Raw genomic sequence first — 21,529 nt, forward strand, 5'->3', positions numbered from 1 at the left:
AGCGCCGGGTCGCGCCGCTCGCGCTCACCCGGCCGCCCGAGCCGATGGCGCCGGCCGTGGCGCCGGTGCGGCCCGCCCTGCTGTTCGACAACGGCATCGGCGGCTTCGCGCCCGACGGCCGTGAGTACGTGGTGGCGCCGCCGCCCGGCCAGCGGCCGCCCGCGCCCTGGGTCAACGTGATCGCCAACCCGCGCTTCGGCACCGTCGTGTCCGATGGCGGCAGCAGCTACACGTGGTGCGAGAACGCGCACGAGCTGCGCCTGACCCCGTGGAACAACGACGCCGTCATCGATGGCTGCGGCGAGGTGCTGTACCTGCGCGACGAGGACACCGGGAAGGTCTGGCACCCCACGTCGCTGCCGACGGCCGAGGGCACGGATGCCGGCGGCCTGAGCTCACCCTACATCACGCGGCACGGCTTCGGCTACAGCGTGTTCGAGCACGATGAAGGCGGCATCCACAGCGAACTCACGGTGTTCGTCGCCACCGACGCGGCGGTGAAGTTCTCGCGGCTGGTGCTGCGCAACGACAGCGGCCGCAGCTGCCAGCTCTCGGTGACCGCCTACGTGGAGTGGGTGCTGGGCGACATGCGCGCCAAGACCGCGCCGCACATCCACACCGAGGTGGCGACCGACAGCGGCGCCGTGCTGGCGCGCAACCCCTACAGCAACCATTTCGGCGACTGGGTGGGCTTCCTGGACGTCGACGAGGCCGACCGGCTGGCCGGGACGATGACCTGCGACCGCACCGAGTTCATCGGCCGCAACGGCTCGCTGCGTCGTCCCGCCGCGATGCGCCGCGCGCACCTGTCGGGCCGCAGCGGCGTCGCGCTGGATCCGTGCGCCGCGATCCAGGTGCCGGTGCGGCTGGCGCCGGGCGAGTCGCGCGAGGTGACGTTCCGGCTCGGCATGGGCCGCAGCGTGGACGAGGTGCAGCAGCTGGTGCGGCGCTTCCGTGGCAGCGCCGTCGTGCAGCAGTCGCTGGCGGACGTGCACGCGCACTGGCGGCAGGTGCTGGGGGCGGTGCAGGTGCGCACGCCCGATCCGGCGCTGGACCTGCTGGCCAACGGCTGGCTGGTGTACCAGACGCTGGGCTGCCGCGTGATGGCGCGCAGCGGCCATTACCAGTCGGGTGGCGCCTTCGGCTTCCGCGACCAGCTGCAGGATGCGATGGCGCTGGTGCACGCGCGCCCGCAGGCGCTGCGCGAACAGCTCCTGACCTGCGCGGGCCGCCAGTTCCAGGAAGGGGACGTGCAGCACTGGTGGCATCCGCCCTGGGGGCACGGCGTGCGCACGCACATCTCCGACGACTACCTCTGGCTGCCGCTGGCGCTGTGCCGCTACGTCGAGGCCACCAACGACACCGGCGTGCTGGACGAGAACGTGTTCTTCCTGGAAGGCCGCGCGCTGGCGCCGGAGCAGGAGTCCTACTACGACCAGCCGGGCCGCTCCGGCCGCGCCGCCAGCCTCTATGGCCACGCGGCGCTCGCCCTGGAGCACGGCCTGCGCTTCGGCGCGCACGGACTGCCGCTGATGGGCGGCGGCGACTGGAACGACGGCATGAACCGGGTGGGCCACGCCGGCCGCGGCGAGAGCGTGTGGCTCGGCTTCTTCCTGTGCGAGGTGCTGCGCCAGTTCGCGCCGCTCGCGCGCCGCCGCGGCGACGACGCCCTGGCGCAGCGTTGCGACAGCGAGCGGCAGGCACTGCGCGAGCGGCTGGAGGTGTCGGCCTGGGACGGCCAGTGGTACCGCCGCGCCTGGTTCGACGACGGCACGCCGCTCGGCTCGCACGACAGCCCGGAATGCAGCATCGATGCGGTGGCGCAGAGCTGGTCGGTGCTGGACGGCCCGACCGACACGGCGCGCACGCGCGAGGCGATGGATGCGCTGGCGGCGCGGCTGGTGCGCCCGGAGGCGATGCTGGTGCAGCTGCTGGACCCGCCGTTCGACCGCAAGGGGCCGGACCCGGGCTACATCGCCGGCTACCTGCCGGGCGTGCGCGAGAACGGCGGCCAGTACACGCATGCGGCGGTCTGGGCGGCCATGGCGTTCGCGGCGCTGGGCGACGGCCGCCGGGCGTGGCAGCTGATGGACATCATCAACCCGTTGAATCACGGCCGCACCGCGCAGGAGGTCGCCGTGTACCAGGTGGAACCGTACGTGGTGGCCGCGGACATCTACAGCATGCCGCCGCACACGGGGCGCGGAGGCTGGAGCTGGTACACAGGGTCGGCGGGCTGGATGTACCGCCTGGTGCTCGAATCGCTGCTGGGACTGCGGCTGCGCACGGACGACCAGGGCGCGTGGCTGGCGATCGCGCCGTGCCTGCCGGCGCATTGGGAGTCGTTCGCGGTCGACTACCGGTTCCGCGACACCGCCTACCGGATCGAGATCGAAGTGTCAGGGGAAGAGGGCGCGCCTCCGGCGATCGAGCTCGACGGCCGGCTGGTGGCCGGGGAGGCGCTGGCGCTGGTCGACGACGGCACCGCGCACGCCGTGCGGGTGCGCATCGCGCGCCGCTGAAGCAAAACGGCCGGCCGCGGGGGCCGGCCGGCGAGGCTCAACGCGAGGTCGCGCGCCGAAGCAGGGTGACCCCGGCCAGCAGGATCACGGCACCCAGCAGCGACACGACCAGGCTGGCCATGCTGAAGTCGCCCTGGTTGATGGTGCCGGCCCCCAGCATCGGGCCGAGCAGCCAGCCCCCGAGGAAGGCGCCGACGATGCCGACGACGACGTTCATGACGACGCCGCTCGTTCCCCCGACCAGGCGGCCGGCGACCCAGCCGACCAGGCCACCGACGACGAGCCAGACGATGATGTTCATATGCTTCTCCTTGAAAAAACGGGGTCCTCGCGCCGGAGCTACAGCTTGAGGAAGTGGTCGCGCGTCTGCTGCAGGCACAGCTCGCGCAGCTTGTCGACGTAGCCGTCGCACTGCAGCCTGGCTGCGGCGTAGCGCACCGCGAAGGTATCGCTCGCCGCTTCTTCGCGATCCTCGGCGGACTGTTCGGCCGCCATCGCGTTCGCTTCGAACGTCTTCAGCCGCGCCGTCGCATCGGCGCGGGCGGATGTATGGAGTTGGAGTGCTTGCGCCAGGCATCCGTTCCTCGCGTTGCCGGGCCGGTCGTCGCAGCGCACCTTCGCCAGCACCAGGCGGCTGTCCGCCGCCACGACGAGGGCGCGGTGGCGCGCCTTCGCCGAGGGCCGGTACTGCGCGGCGAGATCGGCCCGCGCGATGCTGTCCTCGGCGTCGGCTTCCGCGAAGCAGACGGTTCTGGACTGGCCGGCCAGCCGCGCGCAGGCGGCCTGCGCCGACCGGTCGCGCAGCGCGATCGCTTCCTGGCGGGCCTGGTGGTCGCTGCGGGCGAAGACCTGGGCCGAAACCCCCGTGCAGACCGCCAGGCCGGCGGCCAGCGTCACCAGGGAGATCCTGAAGTTGTTCAATGCGTTTCCTTGCATCCGGTGGCGACGTTCGCACCGCCGGTCCATGCACGATGCAGCATCGCCGCGCCGGCGTCTGTGCGCTTGCGCACGGATGAGCCTGCCGCCCTATACTGGAAAAAAGCGCCTGCAGCTCGCAGTGCTGCCACCCTGGCGGCATGCGGCTGCCGACGATGTCGAAGGGCGTCATGAGCAAGCCGGATCCGCTGAACAACCACCTCCTGGCCGCGTTGCCGCCCGAGGAGCGGGCGCGCTGGCTGCCCCAGCTCGAAGCGGTGACCATGCCGCTGGGGCAGGTCCTCTCCGAGTCCGGCGTGGCCATGAGCCACGTCTACTTTCCCACCACGTCCATCGTGTCGCTGCTGTACGTGATGGAAGACGGCGCATCGGCGGAGATCGCGGTGGTCGGCAACGAAGGGATGCTGGGCATCTCGCTGTTCATGGGCGGCGAGACCACCTTGAGCCGCTCGGTGGTGCAAAGCGCCGGCGAGGGCTTCCGCATGCGGGCCCAGTTCCTGAAGGACGAGTTCACCCGCTCCGGCGCCGTGCTGCACCTGCTGCTGCGCTACACGCAGGCCCTCATCACCCAGATGGTGCAGACCGCGGCGTGCAACCGGCATCACTCCCTGGACCAGCAACTGTGCCGCTGGCTGCTGTTGAGCCTGGACCGGCTTCAGGGCAACGAACTCGTGATGACGCAGGAACTGATCGCCAACATGCTGGGCGTGCGCCGGGAGGGGGTCACCGAGGCGGCCCTGAACGTGCAGCGCGCCGGGCTGATCCAGTACCAGCGCGGCCGCATCACGGTGCTGGATCGCCCGGGCCTGGAACTGCGCACCTGCGAGTGCTATGCCGTCGTGCGCAAGGAATACGAACGCCTTCTTGCGGTGCGGACGGAGTTGTAAGCGTCGTCAGCACTTGCCTCGACGGTGCGGCCGCGTACAGACGCGCAGCCGGCCAGCGCCGACATTGCGGGCTGTACCGAAGGAGCTCTCCATGAGCAACCAGCACCGCCGTTCCAGAGACCTCCCCCAGCAGTCCGCCGCCGCCGACCCCCCGTCCCAAGCAGGGGGCCCGCCGCCGGGCGAGGACGAGCGCCAGGGGGCGGAGAGCGGCGCGCGCCGCGAAGGTGGCGATGCGGGCTACCGCTACGAACAAATGGGCGATGCGCTGGCGCATGCGCGCCGGACGCGACCCGGTGCGAACGAAGGGGATGACGGTGGCCAGCCCGCGCCGGCCCCGGTTGGCGCGCCACCGACCGATGCGGAACAGGTGTTGATGGCGTCGCTGGGCATCCAGTTCGACGGCCGCGCCTACAGCTTTGCCGGCTTCCGCTACCACCGCCTCGCGGACGCGGTGCTCTACGCGCGCCAGGCCGACGGCCCGACCTGACCCGTTCCCACGGCATTGCGCATGCCGCCCTGGCCGTCCCGGCCTGTCAGGCAGCAGGCCTCCCGGCGCGATGCAACCGGCGACGCAGGAACATCACGACCACGGCAACCCCGAGGATCGCGAGCTCATCCGCCAGCTGGCCTTCGCCGCCGAATCCGAACGCGTCGGGCACGGCCGATCTGCGGGGGTCGTTCGGTGAGAGCGATCGGACGACCTGCGCCCAAAAGGCTTCGCACTTGGAGAAGTTCTTGGGCATGGTTGCGTTCCATTGGCAAGCGACGGAGTCACTGTCCGCATTTGCGCGGCACGCCCGTGACGGTTAGCTGCGCTGATCGCCTTGTTGTGCCCCCACGCTGCGCTACTTGCCTGCCACGGCGAGCAATGCCTTTGGATTCGTGCGTGCAATGGTGAGCAGCGTTCTCGCCGCTCCACTGGGTTGCTTGCGCCCCTGCTCCCAGCCTTGCAGGGTGCGCACGGAAACGCCCAGGAGGGCCGCAAACTGGGATTGGGACAGACCCGTGCGCTCGCGGGCTTCGACGGCTGGCGAAGAGACGACCTGGGTCTTTCCGGCCTTCATCTGTTGCACGGACTCGAGCAATTCGGCCGCCAGATCGCGCTTCGATTCATACGCGCGCAGTTTCGCTTCAGTGAGGGGCTTGGTCTTCGAGGGCACGGCGGATCTCCTTCAACTTCGCGCGACCGTGAGCATGGGTGGACTATACGCCTAAGGCGCATAGCTGCCCAGACGGCCTGTTGAGGCGCACCTGGCTGTCAGCAGCAGGGAAAGTTACAGCCGCGTCGTCAGGCTCCAGACGATCGCGACCAGCTGGGCGATGTTGATCGCGATGGCGGTGAGGTGGGTCTTGCGGAAGCCCGGGATCGCATCCATGGGGCTGGACTCGATCCGGGCGCCGAGCGCGTCCATCTTGGGAATGACGCTCTTGCGCAGGGCGAGGGCGATCAACGCGAGCACGGCGGCGCCCATCGCGAGCGCCGCGCGACCAGCCAGCGCATAGCTGATCGCCGTTGCACTGGCCGTGATGACGGCGGCGCGGTAGTAGATGTTGAAGAAGCCACGGACGAAGCGCGCGTCCAGCGGTGTGTCGTGCTTCAGGACGAGCAGCGGGATCGAGCCCAGGATGAAGTACGTCGTCGTGACCAGCAAGGCCACGGTGAAGAACAGGGCGGCGATCATGGCTCCGGGCATGTCCCTGGTCTCCTCGGCAGGTGCTGGCTGCGGGCTGGGTGCGGCAGTGTCGCACGCGTCACGGCGCCTTGGTAGGCTCCGCTGTCGCCTGCGCCGCCTGCATGGAAGCGCCGCGCCCCTGTCCGATCCTACGGAGTCCCTCGTGCCCCACCCGCAGACCCTTTCCACCGACCACTTGCGCGGCCTGCCCAAGGCGGAGGTCCACGCCCATCTCGAAGGCTGCTTCGAGCCCGTCGTCCTGGAGCAATGGGCGGCGCAAGCCGGCGTGCCCATGCCCCGGCCGCGGGACCACCTGTTCGAGTTCGATGGCCTGGCCGACTTCCTGCACTTCCTCGACTGGGCCTGCGGCCTGGCGTCGACCCGCGACCGGCTGGCCGAATTGAGCTATGGCTATGCCCGGCGGCTGGCGGACAACGGCGCGGGCTATGCGGACGTGATCGTCAACCCGACCCACTGGAATGCGTGGCACGGTCGCCTCCCCGCCATGATCGATGCGATCGACGCCGGCTTCACGGCCGCGGAAGAGGACGGGCTGCCGCCGGTGGGCCTGTGCATCAGCCTGCTGCGCACGCAGTCGGCGGACGCCGCGTCCGAACTGGTGGACACCCTGGTGGCCCTGCGGCATCCGCGCGTGGTGGCGCTCTCGATCGACGGCAACGAGGCCGCGGCCGGGCGCACCGGCGCCCGGTTCGCAGAGGCATTCCGGCGCGCGGGTGCAGCCGGACTGCGCCGCACCGTACATGCCGGCGAGTCCAGCGGACCCGAAGGCGTGCGCGACGCCATCGAATTGCTGGGCGCCGACCGCATCGACCACGGGGTGCGGGCGATCGAAGACCCGGACCTCGTGCGCCTGTTGGTGGACCGGCAGATCCCGCTGGGCATCTGCCCGACCTCGAACTTGCGGCTGAATGTCTACCCCCGCATCGAGGAGCATCCGATCGACCGCCTGCGCCGCGCCGGCGTCAAGGTGTCGATCAACACCGACGATCCGGTGCTGCTGGGCGCCAGCCTGGTCGGCGAGTACGCCTTGTGCAGCCAGGCGTTCGGCTGGACCGATGACACTCTGCGCACGCTGGCGCGGAATTCGATCGAGGCGAGCTTTGCGCATGCCGACGTGAAGGCGAGACTGGGCGAAGCGCTGTCGCGGTGGACCGGGACGCCGTCAAGCGCCCAGTGAAGCCGCTGCCGACTTGATCCCGCTCTACAGCCACCGCCGCACCTGGGCGGCGTACGCATCGAACTCCCTGCCGAAACGCTCGGACAGCGCGCGCTCCTCCGGGCCGATCTGGAAGCGGTCCATGTAGAACAGGAAGAGCGGCGCGAGCACCAGCGCCAGCAGGCTCGCCAGGTACGCGGCCCAGCCCAGCAGGATGAGCAGCAATCCGAGGTACATGGGATTGCGTGTGAAGCGGAAGATGCCGTCGCGCACCAGGGACGAGGCGGCTTCGGGATGCAAGGGGTTGGTGGTGGTTTGCGCGCGCCGGAATTGAACGACGCCCGTGATGGCCATCCCCAGGCCGGCGCAGGCCAGCGCAACCGCCAGGGCCACGCGCACGCCGAAGGGGAGGGGAACGGACTCGGTGAAGTGCGCCGCGACCCACATCAGGAACCCCACGCACAGCGCCACCAGCGGTGGCGGCAGCTTGTGCTCGAGGCGGGTGAAGGGCATGGTCAAGCGCTCGCCTGGGCGTAAGCCTGGATCAGCGTGAAGGTCGTGCCCCACGTGCCGGGGCGTGCCAGCTCCGCCTCTGCGCGCTGGAGCAGCGTGGCCAGTTCCGCCGGCGGCACGATGGCTTCGAGGCGCGGACGCAGCGAGGTCGCGAACTGCAGGGGCAGGCGCAGGTAGGGGTGTCCGGGCTCCAGCGCAACGACGTGGGCCCTGAGCTTGGCCTTCATGCCCACGCTGCGCAGCAGCTCCGGCAATTCGCGCCCCGCGTTGAAGTTGCCGCCCGCCGGCCGAAAGCCCTGGTCGATCAGCGCGATCAGTTCCTGCACGGCCGGCGCATCGGGGTTGACGCGCCACGACGCCATGTCGGGATCCTCCAGCACCAGGGTGCCGCCGGGGCGCAGCAAGCCGCGGTAGCTGCGCACCTGGGCATCGGCGCGGCCCAGCGGCGCGATCTGGAAGCGCGCGTGGACCAGGTCGAAGGTCGCGGGCGCCAGCTTGCTGTCGAAGAGGTTGTCCTCGACCAGCCGCACGTTGGCGAGCCGCTCGCTGCGCACCAGCTCCTGCGCGCGCCCCAGCATCTGCGGGTCGACGTCCGAGCCCACGACTTCGCCCGTGGGCCCCACCCATTCACTGAGCAGGCGCAGCCATCCCATCACGCCGCAGCCGGCTTCGAGCACGCGGCTGCCGGTGCCGTCCGGAAGTTCGGCCAGCAATGCCTTGCCGGCGGGCTCCCACACGCGCGACTGCAACTGCAGGCGTTCCAGTTCGCTGGTCTGGCCCGCGAGCAGATAGGAGGTCGGCTTGTCCGGCATGTGCGTGGATCGTCAAGTTCGCGATGTCAGGCGAACAGCGCCTTCACGCGGTCCCGCGTGAACGGCACCGAGCGCAGCCGAACGCCCGTCGCATCGAACACCGCATTGGCCAGCGCCGCGGGCACCGGAGCGGAGGCTGCCTCGCCGGCGCCCAGCGGTGGCTGGTCCAGCCGCTGCACCAGCTCGATGTCCAGGCGCGGCACTTCGGGAAAGCGCAGCAGCGGGTAGGCCTCCCAATTCACGCTGGTCACCTTGCTGCGGTCGAAGGTGGTTTCCTCGTGCAGCGTGCGCGAGAGGGTCTGCAGGATGTTGCCTTCGACCTGCGCGCGCACCGTGTCGGGGTTGATCATCAGCCCGCAGTCGTGCACGCAGGCCACGCGCAGCACGCGGACCGCGCCGCTGCGGCGGTCCACCTCCACGTCCATGCCCATGGCGACGAAGGTCTCGTTGTGCTTGTAGTGGATGTAGGCCATGCCGCGGCCGCGCGCGAGCGGTGCGTTGGAGCCGGACGCGGGCGACGGCCGCGGCGCCCACTTCATCAGCTTCGCGAGCCGCTCGACGGCCTCACGCCCCCTCGGCTGCGCCAGGTCGCGCAGGCGGAACTCCAGCGCGTCCACGCGCGCCTGCGCCGCCAGTTCGTCGACCATGCTTTCGACCGCGAAGCAGTTGGCCACCTTGCCCGGTGCGCGGATGTTGGACGGGCGCAGCGGCGCGTTGTCCAGCCAGTGCGCGTGCACCCGCACCGCCTTGGCGGCATAGGGCGGATCGCCGTTTTGCGAGACCAGCCCGGTGGCCTGGCCCTTGGGCTGCGGCAGGCCGGCCGCCTGCGGCGACAGCAGCGGGATCCAGGCCAGGTTGGCCGTCGCGCGCGGCACCCACATCTCCGTGTTCCAGCCATCGATGCGGCCTTCGGGCGTGAGCGTGGCGCTGATCTCCAGCAGCTGCGGTGGGCCCTTGGGGTCCCAGCCCAGTTCGTCCTCGCGGCTCCATTGCACGCGCACCGGCTTGCCCAGCGCCTTCGACAGCATGGCCGCCTCGACGCTCGCGTCGTCGTGGCCGTTCATGCCGTAGCAGCCGGCGCCGTCCAGGTAGATCGTGCGCACCCTGGCCTGCTCCAGTCCCAGGGCGGCGGCGCAGGAGACGGCCAGCCGGTGGCTCGCCTGCGAGGCGGTCCACACGGTGGCGCCGTCCGCGCGCACGTCGGCCACCGAGCAGGAGGGTCCCATGGAGCCGTGCGACTGCATGGGCCAGTAGTAGGCGGAGCGCACGTGCTGCGGCGCGCCCGCGATCGCACCGATGCGGCTGGCGTCGCCTTTCTGGACGATCGTCTCCTCGGACCCGAACGGGCCGGCCTTGGCCCAGGCCAGCACGCCTTCGTGCGAGGTGAGGGTGGCGCTGTCGCTCCACTGCACCTTCAGCTCGCGCGCGGCGCGGATCGCAGCCCATTCGTCCGGGCTGGCGACGGCGACGAAGTCCTGGATGCGCACCACGCGCACGCCGGGCAGCTTGGCCACCGAAGACTCGTCGACAGCCAGCACGCGCGCGCCCACCGCCGGCGGACGCACCACCCGCGCGTGCAGCATGCCCGGCAGGGTGAAGTCGTGCATGTAGACGTGGCGGCCGGTGATCTTGTCCGGCATGTCGGGCCGCGGCAGCGGCTTGCCGATCAGCTGGAAGTCCGCCGGCTTCTTCAGCGGCACGTTGGCGTTCATCGGGATCTTGAACGGTGCGCCGCCGGCCAGGTCCGCCACCGCGATCGCGCGGCCGTCGGAGGCCAGCACGCGGCCGTCCTGCAGCTTGAGCGTGGCGGCTTCGACGCCCAGCCTGGGCGCGGCCAGCGCCAGCAGGCCCTCGCGCAGGCTGGCGGCGGCACGGCGCAGCTCCACGCCGCCGCGCATCACGCCGGTGCTTCCCGCGGTGGGCCCCTGGTTGGGCGTGAGCGCGCTGTCGCCTTCGACGAGATCGATGCGCGCGACCGGCAGCGAGAGTTCCTCGCCCACCATCTGGCGCATCGCGATGCGGTGGCCGGTGCCCAGGTCCACCTTGCCGGAATAGACGACGACCGTGCCGTCCGGGCGCAGCGCCAGGAAGGCATCGACCTGGTCCAGCGGCAGCGGGCCGCGTGCGGCCTGCGCCTGCGCGGCGGCAGGGAGGGCGTGCCCCAGCAGCGAGAAGCCGACGAAGCAGACGCTGCCCTGCAGCAGTTGGCGGCGGCGCAGGTCCATCATGCTTCTCCCTGGCCCGAGGCGCGGGCGATGGCGCGCAGCACGCGGTCGTGCGACCCGCAGCGGCACAGGTTGCCGGCCAGCGCGGCCTGCGCCTGTTCGCGCGTCGGCTTCGGGTTGCGCGCCAGCAGGGCCGCCGCCGACATCACCATGCCGTTGGTGCAGTAGCCGCACTGCGCAGCCTGCTCGGCGATGAAGGCGGCCTGCACGGGATGGGGCTTCTCCGGCGTGCCCAGGCCTTCGTTGGTGGTGATGCGCTTGCCCACCGCGTCCGACAGCTTCACCAGGCAGGAGCGGACCGGCTGGCCTTCGACGTGCACGGTGCAGGCGCCGCACTGGCCGAGCCCGCAGCCGAACTTGGGCGCATGCAGGCCCAGGCTGTTGCGCAAGGCATAGAGCAGCGGCATGTCGCCGTCCCACGCTTCCACGTCCTGGGGTCGGTCGTTGACCGTCAGCCGGTATTGCGCCATGCGGGGCCTCCTGGGGGTGGGGGGGAGGATAGGACAGGGGGCGGGCGGGGGCAATCGGGGAAGCGCAAGGGCCGTCGCCCTGGGCCGGGACGCGTTCAGCGCAACGGGTCCCCAGGCATTGCGATGCGGGCCAAGCCCCTCACCTCAATGGCCCGCTGCACGCTGCCATCGTGCCCGGGCCGGCCACCGCTCGACCAGATCGAGAAACAGGGGATCGATCCGGTCCGGCCGCGTGGCCGCTTCCTCGGCCAGCGCACCGGGCGCCTCGTTGAAGGCGAGCAGCGACAAGTCTTCCATCCGCATCGGGTACAGCACGCCGTCCAGGTGATCGCATTCGTGCTGCAGCAGCGCCGCCCAACTGCTGTGGGCCTCCTGCTCGACGTTGGCGCCTTCCAGGGTTTGATAGCGGATCGAGATCCTCGGGTAGCGCGGCACTCTTCCGTGCAATCCGGGAATCGACAGGCAGCGCTCCCACACGTCGACTTTCTCGTAGGTCAGGGGCGTGATCACGGGGTTGACCATCACCGTCCATGGAACCGGCTGCAGACCCGAGCCGGCCGGAATCCTCGAGGCGCCAACGCGGTAGACCACGACGCGCTGGTCGACGAACACCTGGGTCGCCGCGAGGCCGCTCGCGCCAATGTCCTCGAGGGTTTCGCGCATGTCCGCGCAGAGGCGCGCGAGGGCAGGGTCCGTGGGATCGCCCACTTTCGCCGCGATCCGCTTCAGCATCGGATGCCCCATCTTCGCGATCGCAAGAATCGACATGGCTTGCTCCTTGAGTGGATCGGCCTTCAGAGGTCAGCGCGAGTATCGCGCAATGGAATGGGCGAATCCACGGGGACAGCCGAGGCGTCAGGGCTTGACGCCCGCCGCCACCACCGCCGGCATGGGCACTTCGCACCCGCTGTCCCGCCGGTACGCGGACAGGGCCTGCCGCATCGATGCGCGGATGGCCTGCTGCGCCTGCGGGCTCTGCGCCCGCAGGGCCGCAGCCGCGCGCACCGTGCCGGTCGACACCACCGCGAAGAATTCGTCCGGATCCGAGGCGCGCCAGACTTGCGGAACCTGCCGGAACGTGGGGCTCTCGAATCCGGCGTTGCGCAGCGCCAGGAGGCTGTCCTCCGCATTGCTGAAGAAAAAGAAGTTCGGTCCGGCGGGCAGCCCGACATCCATGGAGCCATGCGCACGAATGGCGGAATAGAACGCGTCGAACACGAGAGTGCGCCCCGGCAGGTCCCAGACCGAGAAAGCCATCCGGCCACCGGGCTTGAGCACCCGGAACGCCTCCTTCAGCGCCAGGTCCGGGTGGGGCAGGTGACAGAAACCGAAGGCGTTGACGACGGCGTCGAACGATGCCGGTTCGAAGGGCAGCGCTTCGGCATCGGCTTGTTCGAAGCGAAGGTCCGGGTACCGCTGTCGTGCCAGGCGGACCTGGGTCGCCGAGAAGTCGATGCCAAGCGGCTGCGCGCCGCGTCGAGCGGCGGCGGCTGCGACGTAGCCCGCGCCCGTGGCGACATCCAGTACCTTGTGTCCCGTGCCGACGCCGGCATCGTCCAGCAGGGCCTCGGCCGACTGGGTGGTCACCAGGGAGAGATGCCGGTCGTACTCTGCGGCCGTGGCCTCGTCCTGCCAGCCGGCCAGCTCGAAGTCACCGAAGGATGGGGTTGAGGCCATGGCGGTCTCCTTGATCGCTTGCGGTTGCAAGCCCCATTCTCACGCTTGACAGCGACCCCGCTACTCGCCGCTTCGACCGTAGGCCTTGACCGTCATGAAGAGAGCCACGACCAGCAAACAGGCTTCGAGCAGGACAAACACCCAGGAGTTTGCGGCAGCGGAGAGCTGGCGGTACTGGCCGGCGCCAAACATCCGGACCAAGCCCAGGAGCAGGAAGAACCAGCCGGAGAGGGTGACCAGCACCGTCCAATTCCACGCCCAGACGTTGTGGGCACGAACGATCGCCAGGCCGGCGACGAACATCAGGACGCCAGTGAGGAAGACGACCGGTGGAATCTGCGCGTCGTACAGGTGGGGGTGCACCAGCGGAAATTCGGCAACGAGCGTCGCCACCATGGTGGGGCCGAGGAGCGCCGCGATCTGCCTGGCGGATGTCACGCCCACTTCTTGCCGATCTCCTCCAGGCCGGCCTTTTGCAGGTCCTGCGGGCTCATCAGGATGCGGAATTTGCAGTCCGCCTGGAAGTTGAGGAAGAAGGGCTCTGCAAGTGCGGGCACGTCCCACGGGTTCTGCACGTCCACGACGAAGATTCCGCCGCGTCTTCCGTCCTGCTCCGTGAAGTAGGCCGTCTCGGGCTTGATCGTTTCGAGGATGCGCCCAAGGATCTCGCCCACCTTGCCGTTCCTGACGAGGGAGTTGAAGGGCTCATGGGGCATCGCGACTGTCAGCAGCATCTTCATGGGATCACCTCTGTCGGTTGCGAGGCTGAGCATAGGACAAGGCCCCGGGCGCAGCAATGCGAAGCGGCGCTCTGGCAAGTCGCCGCACGCTTTCCCGACCTGCGGCATCCGCGGCCTGTCGAGCTGCAGCCTGCAGCAGCCCAGGGCCCGTCGAGCCCGCGTGTGCGCACTACTCGACCGTGATGCCGGCGGACGCCGCAATCCTGGAAAACCGGGCCACCTCGCTGGCGATGAGGCTGCCGAACTGCTCGGAGGAGGAGGAGGTCGGCTCCACCCCCGCATCCAGCAGCCGCTGGCGCGTGTCGGGCGACTCCAGGGCACGGCGCACGTCGGCGTTGATCTGTTCGACGATGCCGCGGGGCGTGCCCGCCGGTGCGCAGAGACCGGTCCAGGTGGTCAACTCGTAGCCGGCCAGGCCGGCCTGCGCCATCGTGGGCAGGTCGGGCACATGCCGGGACCGCTCCGCCGATGTGATGGCCAGCGCGCGCACCTTGCCGGCCTTGATCGCCGACACCGCGGTGGGGAGGCCGGTGATGGCAGCGGGCACCTGGTTGCCCATCACGTCGGCGAGCGCTAGCGAACCACCCTTGTACGGGACATGCACGATGTCGGTGCCCGACATCGCCTTCAGCATCTCCAGCGAGAAGTGCTGCGTCGAGCCGTTGCCCGCGGTCGCGACCGACAACTTGCCGGGGTTGGCTTTCGCGTAGGCGAGGAACTCCTGCGCCGTCTTGATCGGCGAGTTCGGCGGCACGATCAGCACATTGGGCGCGGAGCCGATCAGCGAGATGGCCGAGAAGTTCTTGACCGCGTCGTACGGCAGCTTCCTGTTCAACGCCGGGTTGACGCCGTGCGTGGCGCTGGCGCAGGCCACCAGGGTGTACCCGTCCGCGGGTGCCTTGGCCACGAAGTCGGTGCCGATGGTGCCGCCGGCGCCCGCACGGTTGTCCACGAGGACCGCCACCTTCCAGAATTCGCTCAGCTTGGCCGCGACGATGCGAACCGGCGTGTCGATGTTGCCACCGGGTGCGAACGCCACCACGAACTTCACCGGCCGATCGGGGAAGCGCGACGTCTGCGCGTGCGCAGGGGCGGCAAGCAGTGCGAGAGCGACCAGGGAAGCGAGGGCGTGGACCGGAGCGTTCATCGAGCATCTCCTTGCGGTGGGCCGGCATGACGGGGCGAGCCATGGCGTTCCCACCACGTCTTGCCCGACTGCGTGGGGGCGACTATAAAGCTGCGATCTGCTGCCGCTGATCGTGTGTTCCCGCAGCCGATCCATGCAATCGCGAGGCGACTTCGATGCGGCCCACTTTCCTCTTCCCGTTCCTGGACCCTGCCGTGTTTCGGCGCGGCACTGCCGGCGCGCTCGCAAGACCCATCGTCCGGACGCTCGCTGTCTCCCTCCTGGGACTCGCCTTGTTCGCATCACCCATGACCCAGGTGCAGGCCGCCGAACTGCAAGTCCTGGCGGGTGGCGCCATGACCGCGCCGATGAAGGAGCTCGCCGCGCAGTTCGAGCGTGCCTCCGGTCATACGGTGGTCATGCGTTTCGGCACCACGCCCGAATTGATCAAGATGGCGTCAACGGGTGGCCCGTTCGACCTCGGAGTCGTGCCGCGCGAGGTTTTCAAGGACTCCACTGCGCAAGCTCAGTTCGCGGCGGGGCCGACCATCGACATTGCGCGGGTGGGGCTCGGCGTGGCCGTGCGATCGGGCGCGCCCAAGCCCGACATCAGCAGCCCCGAAGCGCTGAAGCAGACGCTGCTGAACGCGCGATCCATCGCCACCATCCCCGCGAGCGCAGCCGGTGCTCAGGTCTTGCGCGTGTTCGAAAGCCTGGGCGTCGGCGAAGCCATGAAGGCCAAGACGAAGGCACAGCCCGGGCCGGCGCAGGTCGTGGAAGCGGTTGCCAGCGGCGAGGCCGAACTGGGCGTCTTCCTGATCAACGTGCTGACCGCGCCGGGTCTCGACGTGGTCGGCCCCGTTCCGCCACCGCTCCAGCAGGAGGTCGTGTTCACGGCGGGTGTCGCTGCGAACACCAAGGCAGCCGAAGCCGCCAAGGCGTTCATCGCGTACTTGCAGACGCCCGCGGCGAGCGCGGTGCTCAAGGCAAAGGGCATGACGCCGGGCGCACCCTAGCGCCGGACGGCGTTCCACGACCCCTGGCAGCCTCTCGCGGCCGGTCGCCGCCGTCGGCTTCGGCACAGCAGGCTCAACGGCACGGATGCGCTGCGGCCTTGCACCCTGGCCCCAATCGGCGCAGCATGGTCCCGCTCCAGGGAGGCAAGAGATGCCACACACCCAGCTGTTCCCTTTCCTGACGGCCTGCACCCTCGCAACCTGCCTGGTCACCAGTTGCGGCGGCGGAACAGGCAGCCAGGCGCAAGCCCAGGCCCAAGCCGCGCAGGTGACCACCCTTGCCGGCTCCGGTGAATTCGGCACCATGGACGGCCCCGCCCAAACCGCGCAGTTCTTCATGCCGCATGCGGTCGCGGTGGACGACTCCTCTCGCGTGCATGTCGCCGACTTCGGCGGCAACAACCAGACCCGTCTCATCGCCGACGGCCAGGTCTCCACGATCGCGGAAGACCCCATCGACTTCCCGCATCCGAGCGACGTCGCCACCGATGCGTCCGGCAACAAGTTCGTCGCCGACACCTTCGGCAACCGCATCCTCAAGATCGGGCCCGACGGCGAAACGTCGGTGGTAGCCGGCGCCGGCCAAGCCGGCGATCAGGACGGCGACGGCGCTTCCGCGAGCTTCAGTCTGCCCTCGGGCCTGGCCTTCGACCGGGCGGGCGTGCTGTTCGTTGCCGACATGGGAAACCGCAAGATCCGCAAGATCACTTTTGCCGGCGCCGGCGGCGCATGACGGCGGCCCCTCGCGCCGCCGCGGCTGGGGTGAGCGCGCAGCCGAACCCCAGCGAGCTGGCGAGCCTGGCGGGTCCACAGATGGCGTGCAATCTCACGCGTCATCCTCGGGCTCACCCACCAACTGGTCCTCGACCCCCTTGATCCGCGCATTGGCATCCGTCAACGTCAGCAGGATGTCCGCGTACCAGGCGCAGTTCAGGCCCAACGACTCGTCCAGCCGCAGGTCCCGGCTGCCCATGTCCATGCCAGCCGAGTGCACGCCGAGCAGCTTCCAGGGCAGGCGGCCGGCACCATCGGCGCTGCGCATCACCACGGGCGCGCCGCTGGTGCCGCGGTGCGTACGGGCGTCGGTCAGGAAATAGCCGTGGCCCTGGAACCGCAGTCCGAACGACGAGGCAATCACCGCCTGGCGCACCACCGGCAGGTGGTGCAGCGTGTCATGGAAACCGAGCGGGAAGCCGACGACCAGCAAGGAGCTGCCGACCTCCACCTCGTCCAGCGTGCGTTGCAGGTGGTCGGCGGTGAAACACTCGATCGCCACCGACGCCGGCATGGCCGAGCGATCGAGCTCGATCACCGCCACGTCGATCTCGCCGGTGGCGTCCCGGCCCTGGCGCCACACGCTCTTGCCGTCCTTGTACAGCAGCACAGACAGCCCGGTCGAGCGAGTGAGGTTCTGCGCATCGGTATGCAGCTCGATCTCGATGCGGTTGGGGAAGTGCTTGCTCGGCTTGTCGATCACGACATGCCTGCTCGTGACGAGGAACAGCCGTTCGTCGCGTTGGAAGAAGAAACCGCTGGCGGCGGTGAGCGGCCTCTTGTTGTCGAAGGTCGAGACGCGGGTGGTGGTCAACAGCAGGGGTTCGATCAAGGGCTTGCTCCGGCATTGAATGCCCCGAATGTCGCACGAGAAGTGCACACGGGCTTGGCGCCATGAGCCAAGGCTAGGAGTCTGCGCGGCAGAACGACTTCGGCCCAAACCGCCGAGAAATCGGTAGCCTTCCGCGCTCCGGCCTGCGCCAATAGCTACGGCTATTGGCTGGTCCGTATCACGAAACGCTCCTCGGTTTTCGACGGTTTTGGCTCGAAGCCTTCTACCGCGCAGACTCCTAGCCGTCCCTCGGCATTTGCGGCGTGTCGAGCAGCAGTTCGTAGAAGCCCAGGTCCAGCCAGCGACCGAACTTGAAGCCGGCGTGCCGGATGGTGCCCGCGTGCGCGAAGCCGAGCGACTGGTGCATCGCGATGCTGGCGGCGTTCTCCATGTCGATGCCCGCCACGATCACGTGGAGGTCCTGCGCGCGGGCGCGCGCGATCAGCTCGCGCAGGAGCAGGCGGCCCAGTCCCTTGCCGCGATGGTCCTTGTGGATGTAGATGGCGTTCTCGACGGTGTACTTGTAGGCCGGCCACGCGCGGAAGGGACCATAGCTGGCGAAGCCGAGCAGCTCACCGTCGTCGGACTCCGCACCGATCACGGGAAAGTTGCGATCCTCCTTGCCACGGAACCAGCCGGCCATGGACTCGGGCGCGCGCGGCACGTAGTCGTACAGCGCCGTGGAGTTGACGATCGCCTCGTTGAGGATCGCCAGGATGGCGGGCGCGTGCGCGCTGTAGGAGCAGTCGACCAGTCGTGTCGTCATAGCGTTGGGGGCGCAATGCGCCATGGGGGAGCCTGCTGGCGGATAGGGCGCAGCATAGGACGGCACAGCGGGTGGGGCAATCGGCAGGAGAGAGCCTCCCAGGTGGCCGGCGTCAGGCCGGCGCCTGCTGGAGCGCACGCCGCACGCGGGCGTGCGCGTGGTGCAGCTGTCGCTGGAGGACCTGGAGCAGCTGCTGGCCATGCGCGAGGCGCTGGAAGGCATGGCCTGCCGCCAGGCCGCCGAGCACATGACCGCCCCGGAGATCCGCCGCCTGCGCGAGACGGCCACCCGCATCGAGGAGTTGCTGGAGCAGGGGCCGCAGTCCATCTTCGCGAGCCAGGCCGACACCGACTTCCACCGCCAGATCGCGGTGGGCAGCCGCAACAAGTGGATCGAGCGCGAGCTGTGCGGCGACCTCTATTCGCTGCTGCGCCTGTACCGCCTGCACGCCGTGCGCTGCCCCGGCGGCAGCGCCCGCGTCACGGCCAAGGAGCACCACGCCATCATCGACCGCATCCACGCACGCAATGCGGACGGCGCGGAGCAGGTGATGCGCGCGCATGTGCGGCACAGCCGGGATCGGCTGCTGGCGCAGATCAGGGCGCAGGGGGTCAGGGCGGGTTGAGGGCGAGTGCCATGCACATGCAGAACGCAGCTAGAAACGTTTCTTCATGTTGGGGCGGCCCACTCGGCACGACGCCGTGCCGTTTGTTTTGCGAAAAGCGAGGTTAGGGCGGGGATGCGGTAGGTGATTTACACCTCACCTATATGTGGCGTTGGCAAACGACCGGTTAGGTGGGTGTCGCCGCCGTAGGTGTCCACAAAGCCGGTGCTGCGCATGCCTCGAAGCTGCGCAAACGCGCCCGTTTCGCTGTTGCATGCTCGGATGTCGCCATGATCGGCCACGCCTCCAATGGAAAACAGCACCTTGTCGCTGCGCGGCGAAAACATTCGAAGTGCTTGATCCTCAAACTGTCCCTGCATCTCCAAACGCTGCCCGCTTTGGCAGTGAATGAGGATGCCGGCACTCAGGCCCCGTGGACCGATTTGGAGTAGTTCGGTTCCATGATCATTTTGGAGTGAGAGTGACTTGCAGACCAAGTGGTCGCGGTCCGTCTGCATTTGCTGCCTAAGCTCACTTAACTCAATCCGCAATTGTTCAAGCTCCCGCCGCATTTGTTCGATGTCAGCTTTCATCGGATCCTCCTTGAAAGTAGGGGATGAGCCCAACGATCCGTGATCGCGGGCATCAAGACCTGCTGCGGGTGCCACTTGCACCGCCTGCGCTAATTCAAATGACCTGGCCTAGTTTGAGACCGTGTGAATCGGGTCGGCCAGGAGAGCAGAGCGAGTGCGACCGGCTCCTTCGACTTGATTCCCTGGTGCATGTTGTCGAGTCCGCGAACAAATAGGTACACGCCAGCAGTTAGGAAGGCAAAGTAAAACGATGTGTCGCTCGGAATGCCAACGGCCGGCTCGAGACTCATTCGATGAGCAGCGACCACAATGCCCGCTGCAGCTTCCGTGGCGCCGTATAGAAAGCGTTGCTTCAGCCGGAAAAAGTAGAACACGGCACCCACTCCCATCGTTGCGGCCGCCGTGAGCGCGACCATTACGGACTTGGCCGTCGCATGACTCTGTACCAGCGTGACGAACTCAACTAGAACCTTGCCCACCACGAGAACGCCCACGCCAAGACCTGTGAGCGCTGCGCTGAAGGCAAGAGACGCCGCCGTAACTCCTGAAACTACAGCCACCCAGTCTCCCGGAAACGACGCACCTTGCCTCTTTCGGTAATCGACGAGCGCGGGTCGAACTAGGTATGTGAAGAAGAGAAGTGCGGAGCCAAACACCCACCCCAGATACATTAAGAGGTTTCCTGTTGCATAGGCGCCCACGCCGAGCATCGCTTGGGTGAATACGGTCGCCAGGAAAAACTTTAGTATTTTCAAATACTCTGCCTGGCAAAATTTGAGTCATTCAATTGAGCGTTGGAATGACCGGCAGGCATAGGGGGGCGACGACCGCCGCGAAAACGTTCCGCGTCGGGCCAAAAATTCACGGGCACTTCGGACACGATTCACCTCGTGGAAACGGGATGCCGTGTTCCGAGCAATAAACATACATGCCGATCGCGCGTCCATAGCTCTCGCCAGAATCAGGCTTCCTAGCGGCCTTCTTGGCTGTTGCCCGCTTAGCAGCAGCCTTCTTGGCTGTTGGCCGCTTAGCAGCAGCCTTCTTGGCTGTTGGCCGCTTAGCAGCAGCCTTCTTGGCCACCGGCCGCTTGGCGGTGGCCCTCTTCATGGCAGACTTAGCTAACCCTTTCGCCGCAATCGTCTTACCGGAGGTCTTCTTTGTGGCCACGGACTCTCTCCTCTTCGTTGGCGTTCATCGAGAGCACTCAGATACTGCCAGTCCATCGACAGGCGAATTGTGTGATCAAGTGACCACGGAATCAACGCGATGAAGATTGATGCATAGACAAATTGCTCCTCCAACTTTGCGCCGAATAGGAGCGTGATTAACGTTAGAACAAGTGCCAGCGATGCCATTTCCGTCAGCGCGGACTCAAGCTGGTTGTGCCATCGCCGGGACTTGTACGACTGAAGGCTTGACGCGCCTACGTAGCTCAAGAAACTAACAAGCGAGAACCAAATTGACACTTGCAGACCCAGCCGGCTGGTCGCGTCCAAAGCTGCCAAGGCGCCTACCGCAGTAAAGCTGAACCCAGCGAGCGACAGAATGGTTTCACGGCGCAAATCGCGCTCCTGCGCACCTTCGGGCATTCGTGGCGTCATCAGCCAGTCCCAGTACACCCCCAAGAGGAGCCGTGTGAGTACCGGCAGTGCCGGCAGAACGTACAGAAGGTCGAGGTCCACCCCTTTCGGCCTAACTCAAAGATGACCGGCGACCTCAGGAGCGAGCGCAGCGCTCGGACGCCGTTGGTTATCCGCGTCGACCGACTTATCAGAACTCTCAGCGCATCCAAGCATCAGGAGACTTCCTTCTGATCTTCCCGAGCGGTTTGTAAGTACGCTGGACGTTAAGTCCATTGGCACTCGCGTCCTTGCGATACAAGTGCCTAAACAGACCCTCCAGTTCCTCAATCTGCTCCTTCCTAATGTTGTCCCAGACTTCGAAGACTGAGAAGTGCGTCCAAAGATTTCTCTTCCCCTCGCTCTTCACGTGCGCCTTAAGTCGCGCCCGAGCCCCCGAATTTTCGCCTCTGGCCATCCCGATATACACCACGTTCATTTGTCCGTGTTTGTCCTGGTGGTACAGCACATACAACCCCCTCGTTCGAGGAGGCACTAGGTCAACCTCTCCCAAAGGTCTGAACTCGAATGAGTTCTTGAACATGTTGCAAACGGCGATGGCCATAG

General features: G+C 67.9%; 27 protein-coding genes. 7 read left to right on the forward strand and 20 right to left on the reverse strand.

What is annotated here, in order from left to right:
* Positions 1-2,522: glycoside hydrolase family 94 protein (locus AC1DSA_RS23900; protein WP_477893403.1), on the forward strand; the 2,522-nt coding region annotated here is incomplete at its 5' end.
* A 37-nt stretch (positions 2,523-2,559) separates the two neighbouring features.
* Here the strand turns inward: AC1DSA_RS23900 and AC1DSA_RS23905 are convergent.
* Together AC1DSA_RS23905 and AC1DSA_RS23910 are read right to left on the reverse strand one after the other, a co-directional pair.
* Complete coding sequence (locus AC1DSA_RS23905; protein ID WP_477893404.1) at positions 2,560-2,823, reverse strand: GlsB/YeaQ/YmgE family stress response membrane protein; 264 nt, start codon at positions 2,821-2,823, stop codon at positions 2,560-2,562.
* Between the two features lie 38 nt (positions 2,824-2,861).
* On the reverse strand, positions 2,862-3,443 hold the full coding sequence (locus AC1DSA_RS23910) for a hypothetical protein (protein WP_477893405.1): 582 nt from the start codon (positions 3,441-3,443) through the stop codon (positions 2,862-2,864).
* A gap of 185 nt (positions 3,444-3,628) precedes the next feature.
* On the opposite strand from AC1DSA_RS23910, the gene AC1DSA_RS23915 reads away from it, so the two are divergent.
* Positions 3,629-4,345, forward strand: a complete 717-nt coding sequence (locus tag AC1DSA_RS23915; RefSeq protein WP_477893456.1) for a Crp/Fnr family transcriptional regulator — start codon at positions 3,629-3,631, stop codon at positions 4,343-4,345.
* A gap of 91 nt (positions 4,346-4,436) precedes the next feature.
* Positions 4,437-4,832 carry a hypothetical protein gene (locus AC1DSA_RS23920; protein WP_477893406.1) on the forward strand — a complete coding sequence of 132 codons (396 nt, stop codon included), beginning with the start codon at positions 4,437-4,439 and terminating at the stop codon, positions 4,830-4,832.
* A gap of 46 nt (positions 4,833-4,878) precedes the next feature.
* Here the strand turns inward: AC1DSA_RS23920 and AC1DSA_RS23925 are convergent, their stop codons facing one another.
* From AC1DSA_RS23925 to AC1DSA_RS23935, 3 genes are all read right to left on the reverse strand, one after another.
* Positions 4,879-5,088: a hypothetical protein gene (locus AC1DSA_RS23925; protein ID WP_477893407.1), complete on the reverse strand. Its 210-nt coding sequence runs from the start codon at positions 5,086-5,088 to the stop codon at positions 4,879-4,881.
* Positions 5,089-5,190: 102 nt separating this feature from the next.
* On the reverse strand, positions 5,191-5,505 hold the full coding sequence (locus tag AC1DSA_RS23930) for a helix-turn-helix domain-containing protein (RefSeq protein WP_477893408.1): 315 nt from the start codon (positions 5,503-5,505) through the stop codon (positions 5,191-5,193).
* A 114-nt stretch (positions 5,506-5,619) separates the two neighbouring features.
* Positions 5,620-6,039, reverse strand: coding sequence for a hypothetical protein (locus tag AC1DSA_RS23935; protein ID WP_477893409.1), 420 nt, complete (start codon positions 6,037-6,039; stop codon positions 5,620-5,622).
* 142 nt (positions 6,040-6,181) lie between these two features.
* On the opposite strand from AC1DSA_RS23935, the gene add reads away from it, so the two are divergent.
* On the forward strand, positions 6,182-7,216 hold the full coding sequence (gene add, locus AC1DSA_RS23940) for an adenosine deaminase (RefSeq protein WP_477893410.1): 1,035 nt from the start codon (positions 6,182-6,184) through the stop codon (positions 7,214-7,216).
* A 24-nt stretch (positions 7,217-7,240) separates the two neighbouring features.
* Here add and AC1DSA_RS23945 read toward each other — a convergent pair whose 3' ends face one another.
* The 9 genes from AC1DSA_RS23945 to AC1DSA_RS23985 all read right to left on the reverse strand — a co-directional run bounded on the left by AC1DSA_RS23945 (position 7,241) and on the right by AC1DSA_RS23985 (position 14,779).
* Entirely contained in the window at positions 7,241-7,708 is a 468-nt protein-coding gene (locus tag AC1DSA_RS23945; RefSeq protein ID WP_477893411.1) for a methyltransferase family protein, read from the reverse strand.
* Between the two features lie 2 nt (positions 7,709-7,710).
* The gene (locus AC1DSA_RS23950) at positions 7,711-8,520 is read right to left on the reverse strand and encodes a methyltransferase domain-containing protein (protein WP_477893412.1); all 810 of its coding nucleotides are present in this window, start codon (positions 8,518-8,520) and stop codon (positions 7,711-7,713) included.
* A gap of 26 nt (positions 8,521-8,546) precedes the next feature.
* Positions 8,547-10,745: a xanthine dehydrogenase family protein molybdopterin-binding subunit gene (locus AC1DSA_RS23955; RefSeq protein ID WP_477893413.1), complete on the reverse strand. Its 2,199-nt coding sequence runs from the start codon at positions 10,743-10,745 to the stop codon at positions 8,547-8,549.
* Positions 10,745-11,215: a (2Fe-2S)-binding protein gene (locus AC1DSA_RS23960; protein ID WP_477893414.1), complete on the reverse strand. Its 471-nt coding sequence runs from the start codon at positions 11,213-11,215 to the stop codon at positions 10,745-10,747. The genes AC1DSA_RS23955 and AC1DSA_RS23960 overlap by 1 nt, the downstream gene beginning before the upstream one ends.
* Positions 11,216-11,359: 144 nt before the next feature.
* Complete coding sequence (locus tag AC1DSA_RS23965; protein ID WP_477893415.1) at positions 11,360-11,983, reverse strand: peptide deformylase; 624 nt, start codon at positions 11,981-11,983, stop codon at positions 11,360-11,362.
* Positions 11,984-12,070: 87 nt separating this feature from the next.
* Positions 12,071-12,892, reverse strand: a complete 822-nt coding sequence (locus AC1DSA_RS23970) for a class I SAM-dependent methyltransferase (RefSeq protein WP_477893416.1) — start codon at positions 12,890-12,892, stop codon at positions 12,071-12,073.
* A gap of 60 nt (positions 12,893-12,952) precedes the next feature.
* Complete coding sequence (locus AC1DSA_RS23975; protein ID WP_477893417.1) at positions 12,953-13,336, reverse strand: hypothetical protein; 384 nt, start codon at positions 13,334-13,336, stop codon at positions 12,953-12,955.
* A complete protein-coding gene (locus AC1DSA_RS23980) occupies positions 13,327-13,632 on the reverse strand; it encodes a panthothenate synthetase (protein WP_477893418.1) in 306 nt (101 codons plus the stop codon). The genes AC1DSA_RS23975 and AC1DSA_RS23980 overlap by 10 nt, the downstream gene beginning before the upstream one ends.
* Before the next feature lie 169 nt (positions 13,633-13,801).
* Positions 13,802-14,779 (reverse strand): Bug family tripartite tricarboxylate transporter substrate binding protein, encoded by a 978-nt coding sequence (locus AC1DSA_RS23985; RefSeq protein ID WP_477893419.1) that lies wholly within the window; start codon positions 14,777-14,779, stop codon positions 13,802-13,804.
* Between the two features lie 287 nt (positions 14,780-15,066).
* Here AC1DSA_RS23985 and modA point away from each other — a divergent pair, with 287 nt between their 5' ends.
* Positions 15,067-15,774, forward strand: a complete 708-nt coding sequence (gene modA / locus AC1DSA_RS23990; RefSeq protein ID WP_477893420.1) for a molybdate ABC transporter substrate-binding protein — start codon at positions 15,067-15,069, stop codon at positions 15,772-15,774.
* A gap of 268 nt (positions 15,775-16,042) precedes the next feature.
* Positions 16,043-16,507, forward strand: a complete 465-nt coding sequence (locus AC1DSA_RS23995; protein ID WP_477893421.1) for an NHL repeat-containing protein — start codon at positions 16,043-16,045, stop codon at positions 16,505-16,507.
* Positions 16,508-16,600: 93 nt separating this feature from the next.
* On the opposite strand, the gene AC1DSA_RS24000 is transcribed toward AC1DSA_RS23995, so the two are convergent.
* Together AC1DSA_RS24000 and AC1DSA_RS24005 are read right to left on the reverse strand one after the other, a co-directional pair.
* Positions 16,601-17,380, reverse strand: coding sequence for a S1 family peptidase (locus AC1DSA_RS24000; RefSeq protein ID WP_477893422.1), 780 nt, complete (start codon positions 17,378-17,380; stop codon positions 16,601-16,603).
* A 238-nt stretch (positions 17,381-17,618) separates the two neighbouring features.
* A complete protein-coding gene (locus tag AC1DSA_RS24005) occupies positions 17,619-18,146 on the reverse strand; it encodes an N-acetyltransferase family protein (RefSeq protein ID WP_477893423.1) in 528 nt (175 codons plus the stop codon).
* A 151-nt stretch (positions 18,147-18,297) separates the two neighbouring features.
* Between AC1DSA_RS24005 and AC1DSA_RS24010 the strand changes: the two genes are divergently transcribed.
* Complete coding sequence (locus tag AC1DSA_RS24010; RefSeq protein ID WP_477893424.1) at positions 18,298-18,771, forward strand: GntR family transcriptional regulator; 474 nt, start codon at positions 18,298-18,300, stop codon at positions 18,769-18,771.
* A 128-nt stretch (positions 18,772-18,899) separates the two neighbouring features.
* On the opposite strand, the gene AC1DSA_RS24015 is transcribed toward AC1DSA_RS24010, so the two are convergent.
* The 4 genes from AC1DSA_RS24015 to AC1DSA_RS24030 form a co-directional block, all read right to left on the reverse strand.
* Positions 18,900-19,343 carry a hypothetical protein gene (locus AC1DSA_RS24015; RefSeq protein ID WP_477893425.1) on the reverse strand — a complete coding sequence of 148 codons (444 nt, stop codon included), beginning with the start codon at positions 19,341-19,343 and terminating at the stop codon, positions 18,900-18,902.
* Between the two features lie 89 nt (positions 19,344-19,432).
* Positions 19,433-20,098: a hypothetical protein gene (locus AC1DSA_RS24020; protein WP_477893426.1), complete on the reverse strand. Its 666-nt coding sequence runs from the start codon at positions 20,096-20,098 to the stop codon at positions 19,433-19,435.
* A gap of 363 nt (positions 20,099-20,461) precedes the next feature.
* Complete coding sequence (locus AC1DSA_RS24025; RefSeq protein ID WP_477893427.1) at positions 20,462-21,025, reverse strand: hypothetical protein; 564 nt, start codon at positions 21,023-21,025, stop codon at positions 20,462-20,464.
* A 97-nt stretch (positions 21,026-21,122) separates the two neighbouring features.
* Positions 21,123-21,527: a hypothetical protein gene (locus tag AC1DSA_RS24030; protein WP_477893428.1), complete on the reverse strand. Its 405-nt coding sequence runs from the start codon at positions 21,525-21,527 to the stop codon at positions 21,123-21,125.
* Positions 21,528-21,529 lie beyond the last annotated feature (2 nt).

The sequence above is a fragment of the Ramlibacter sp. P4_H7 genome (assembly GCF_056400765.1).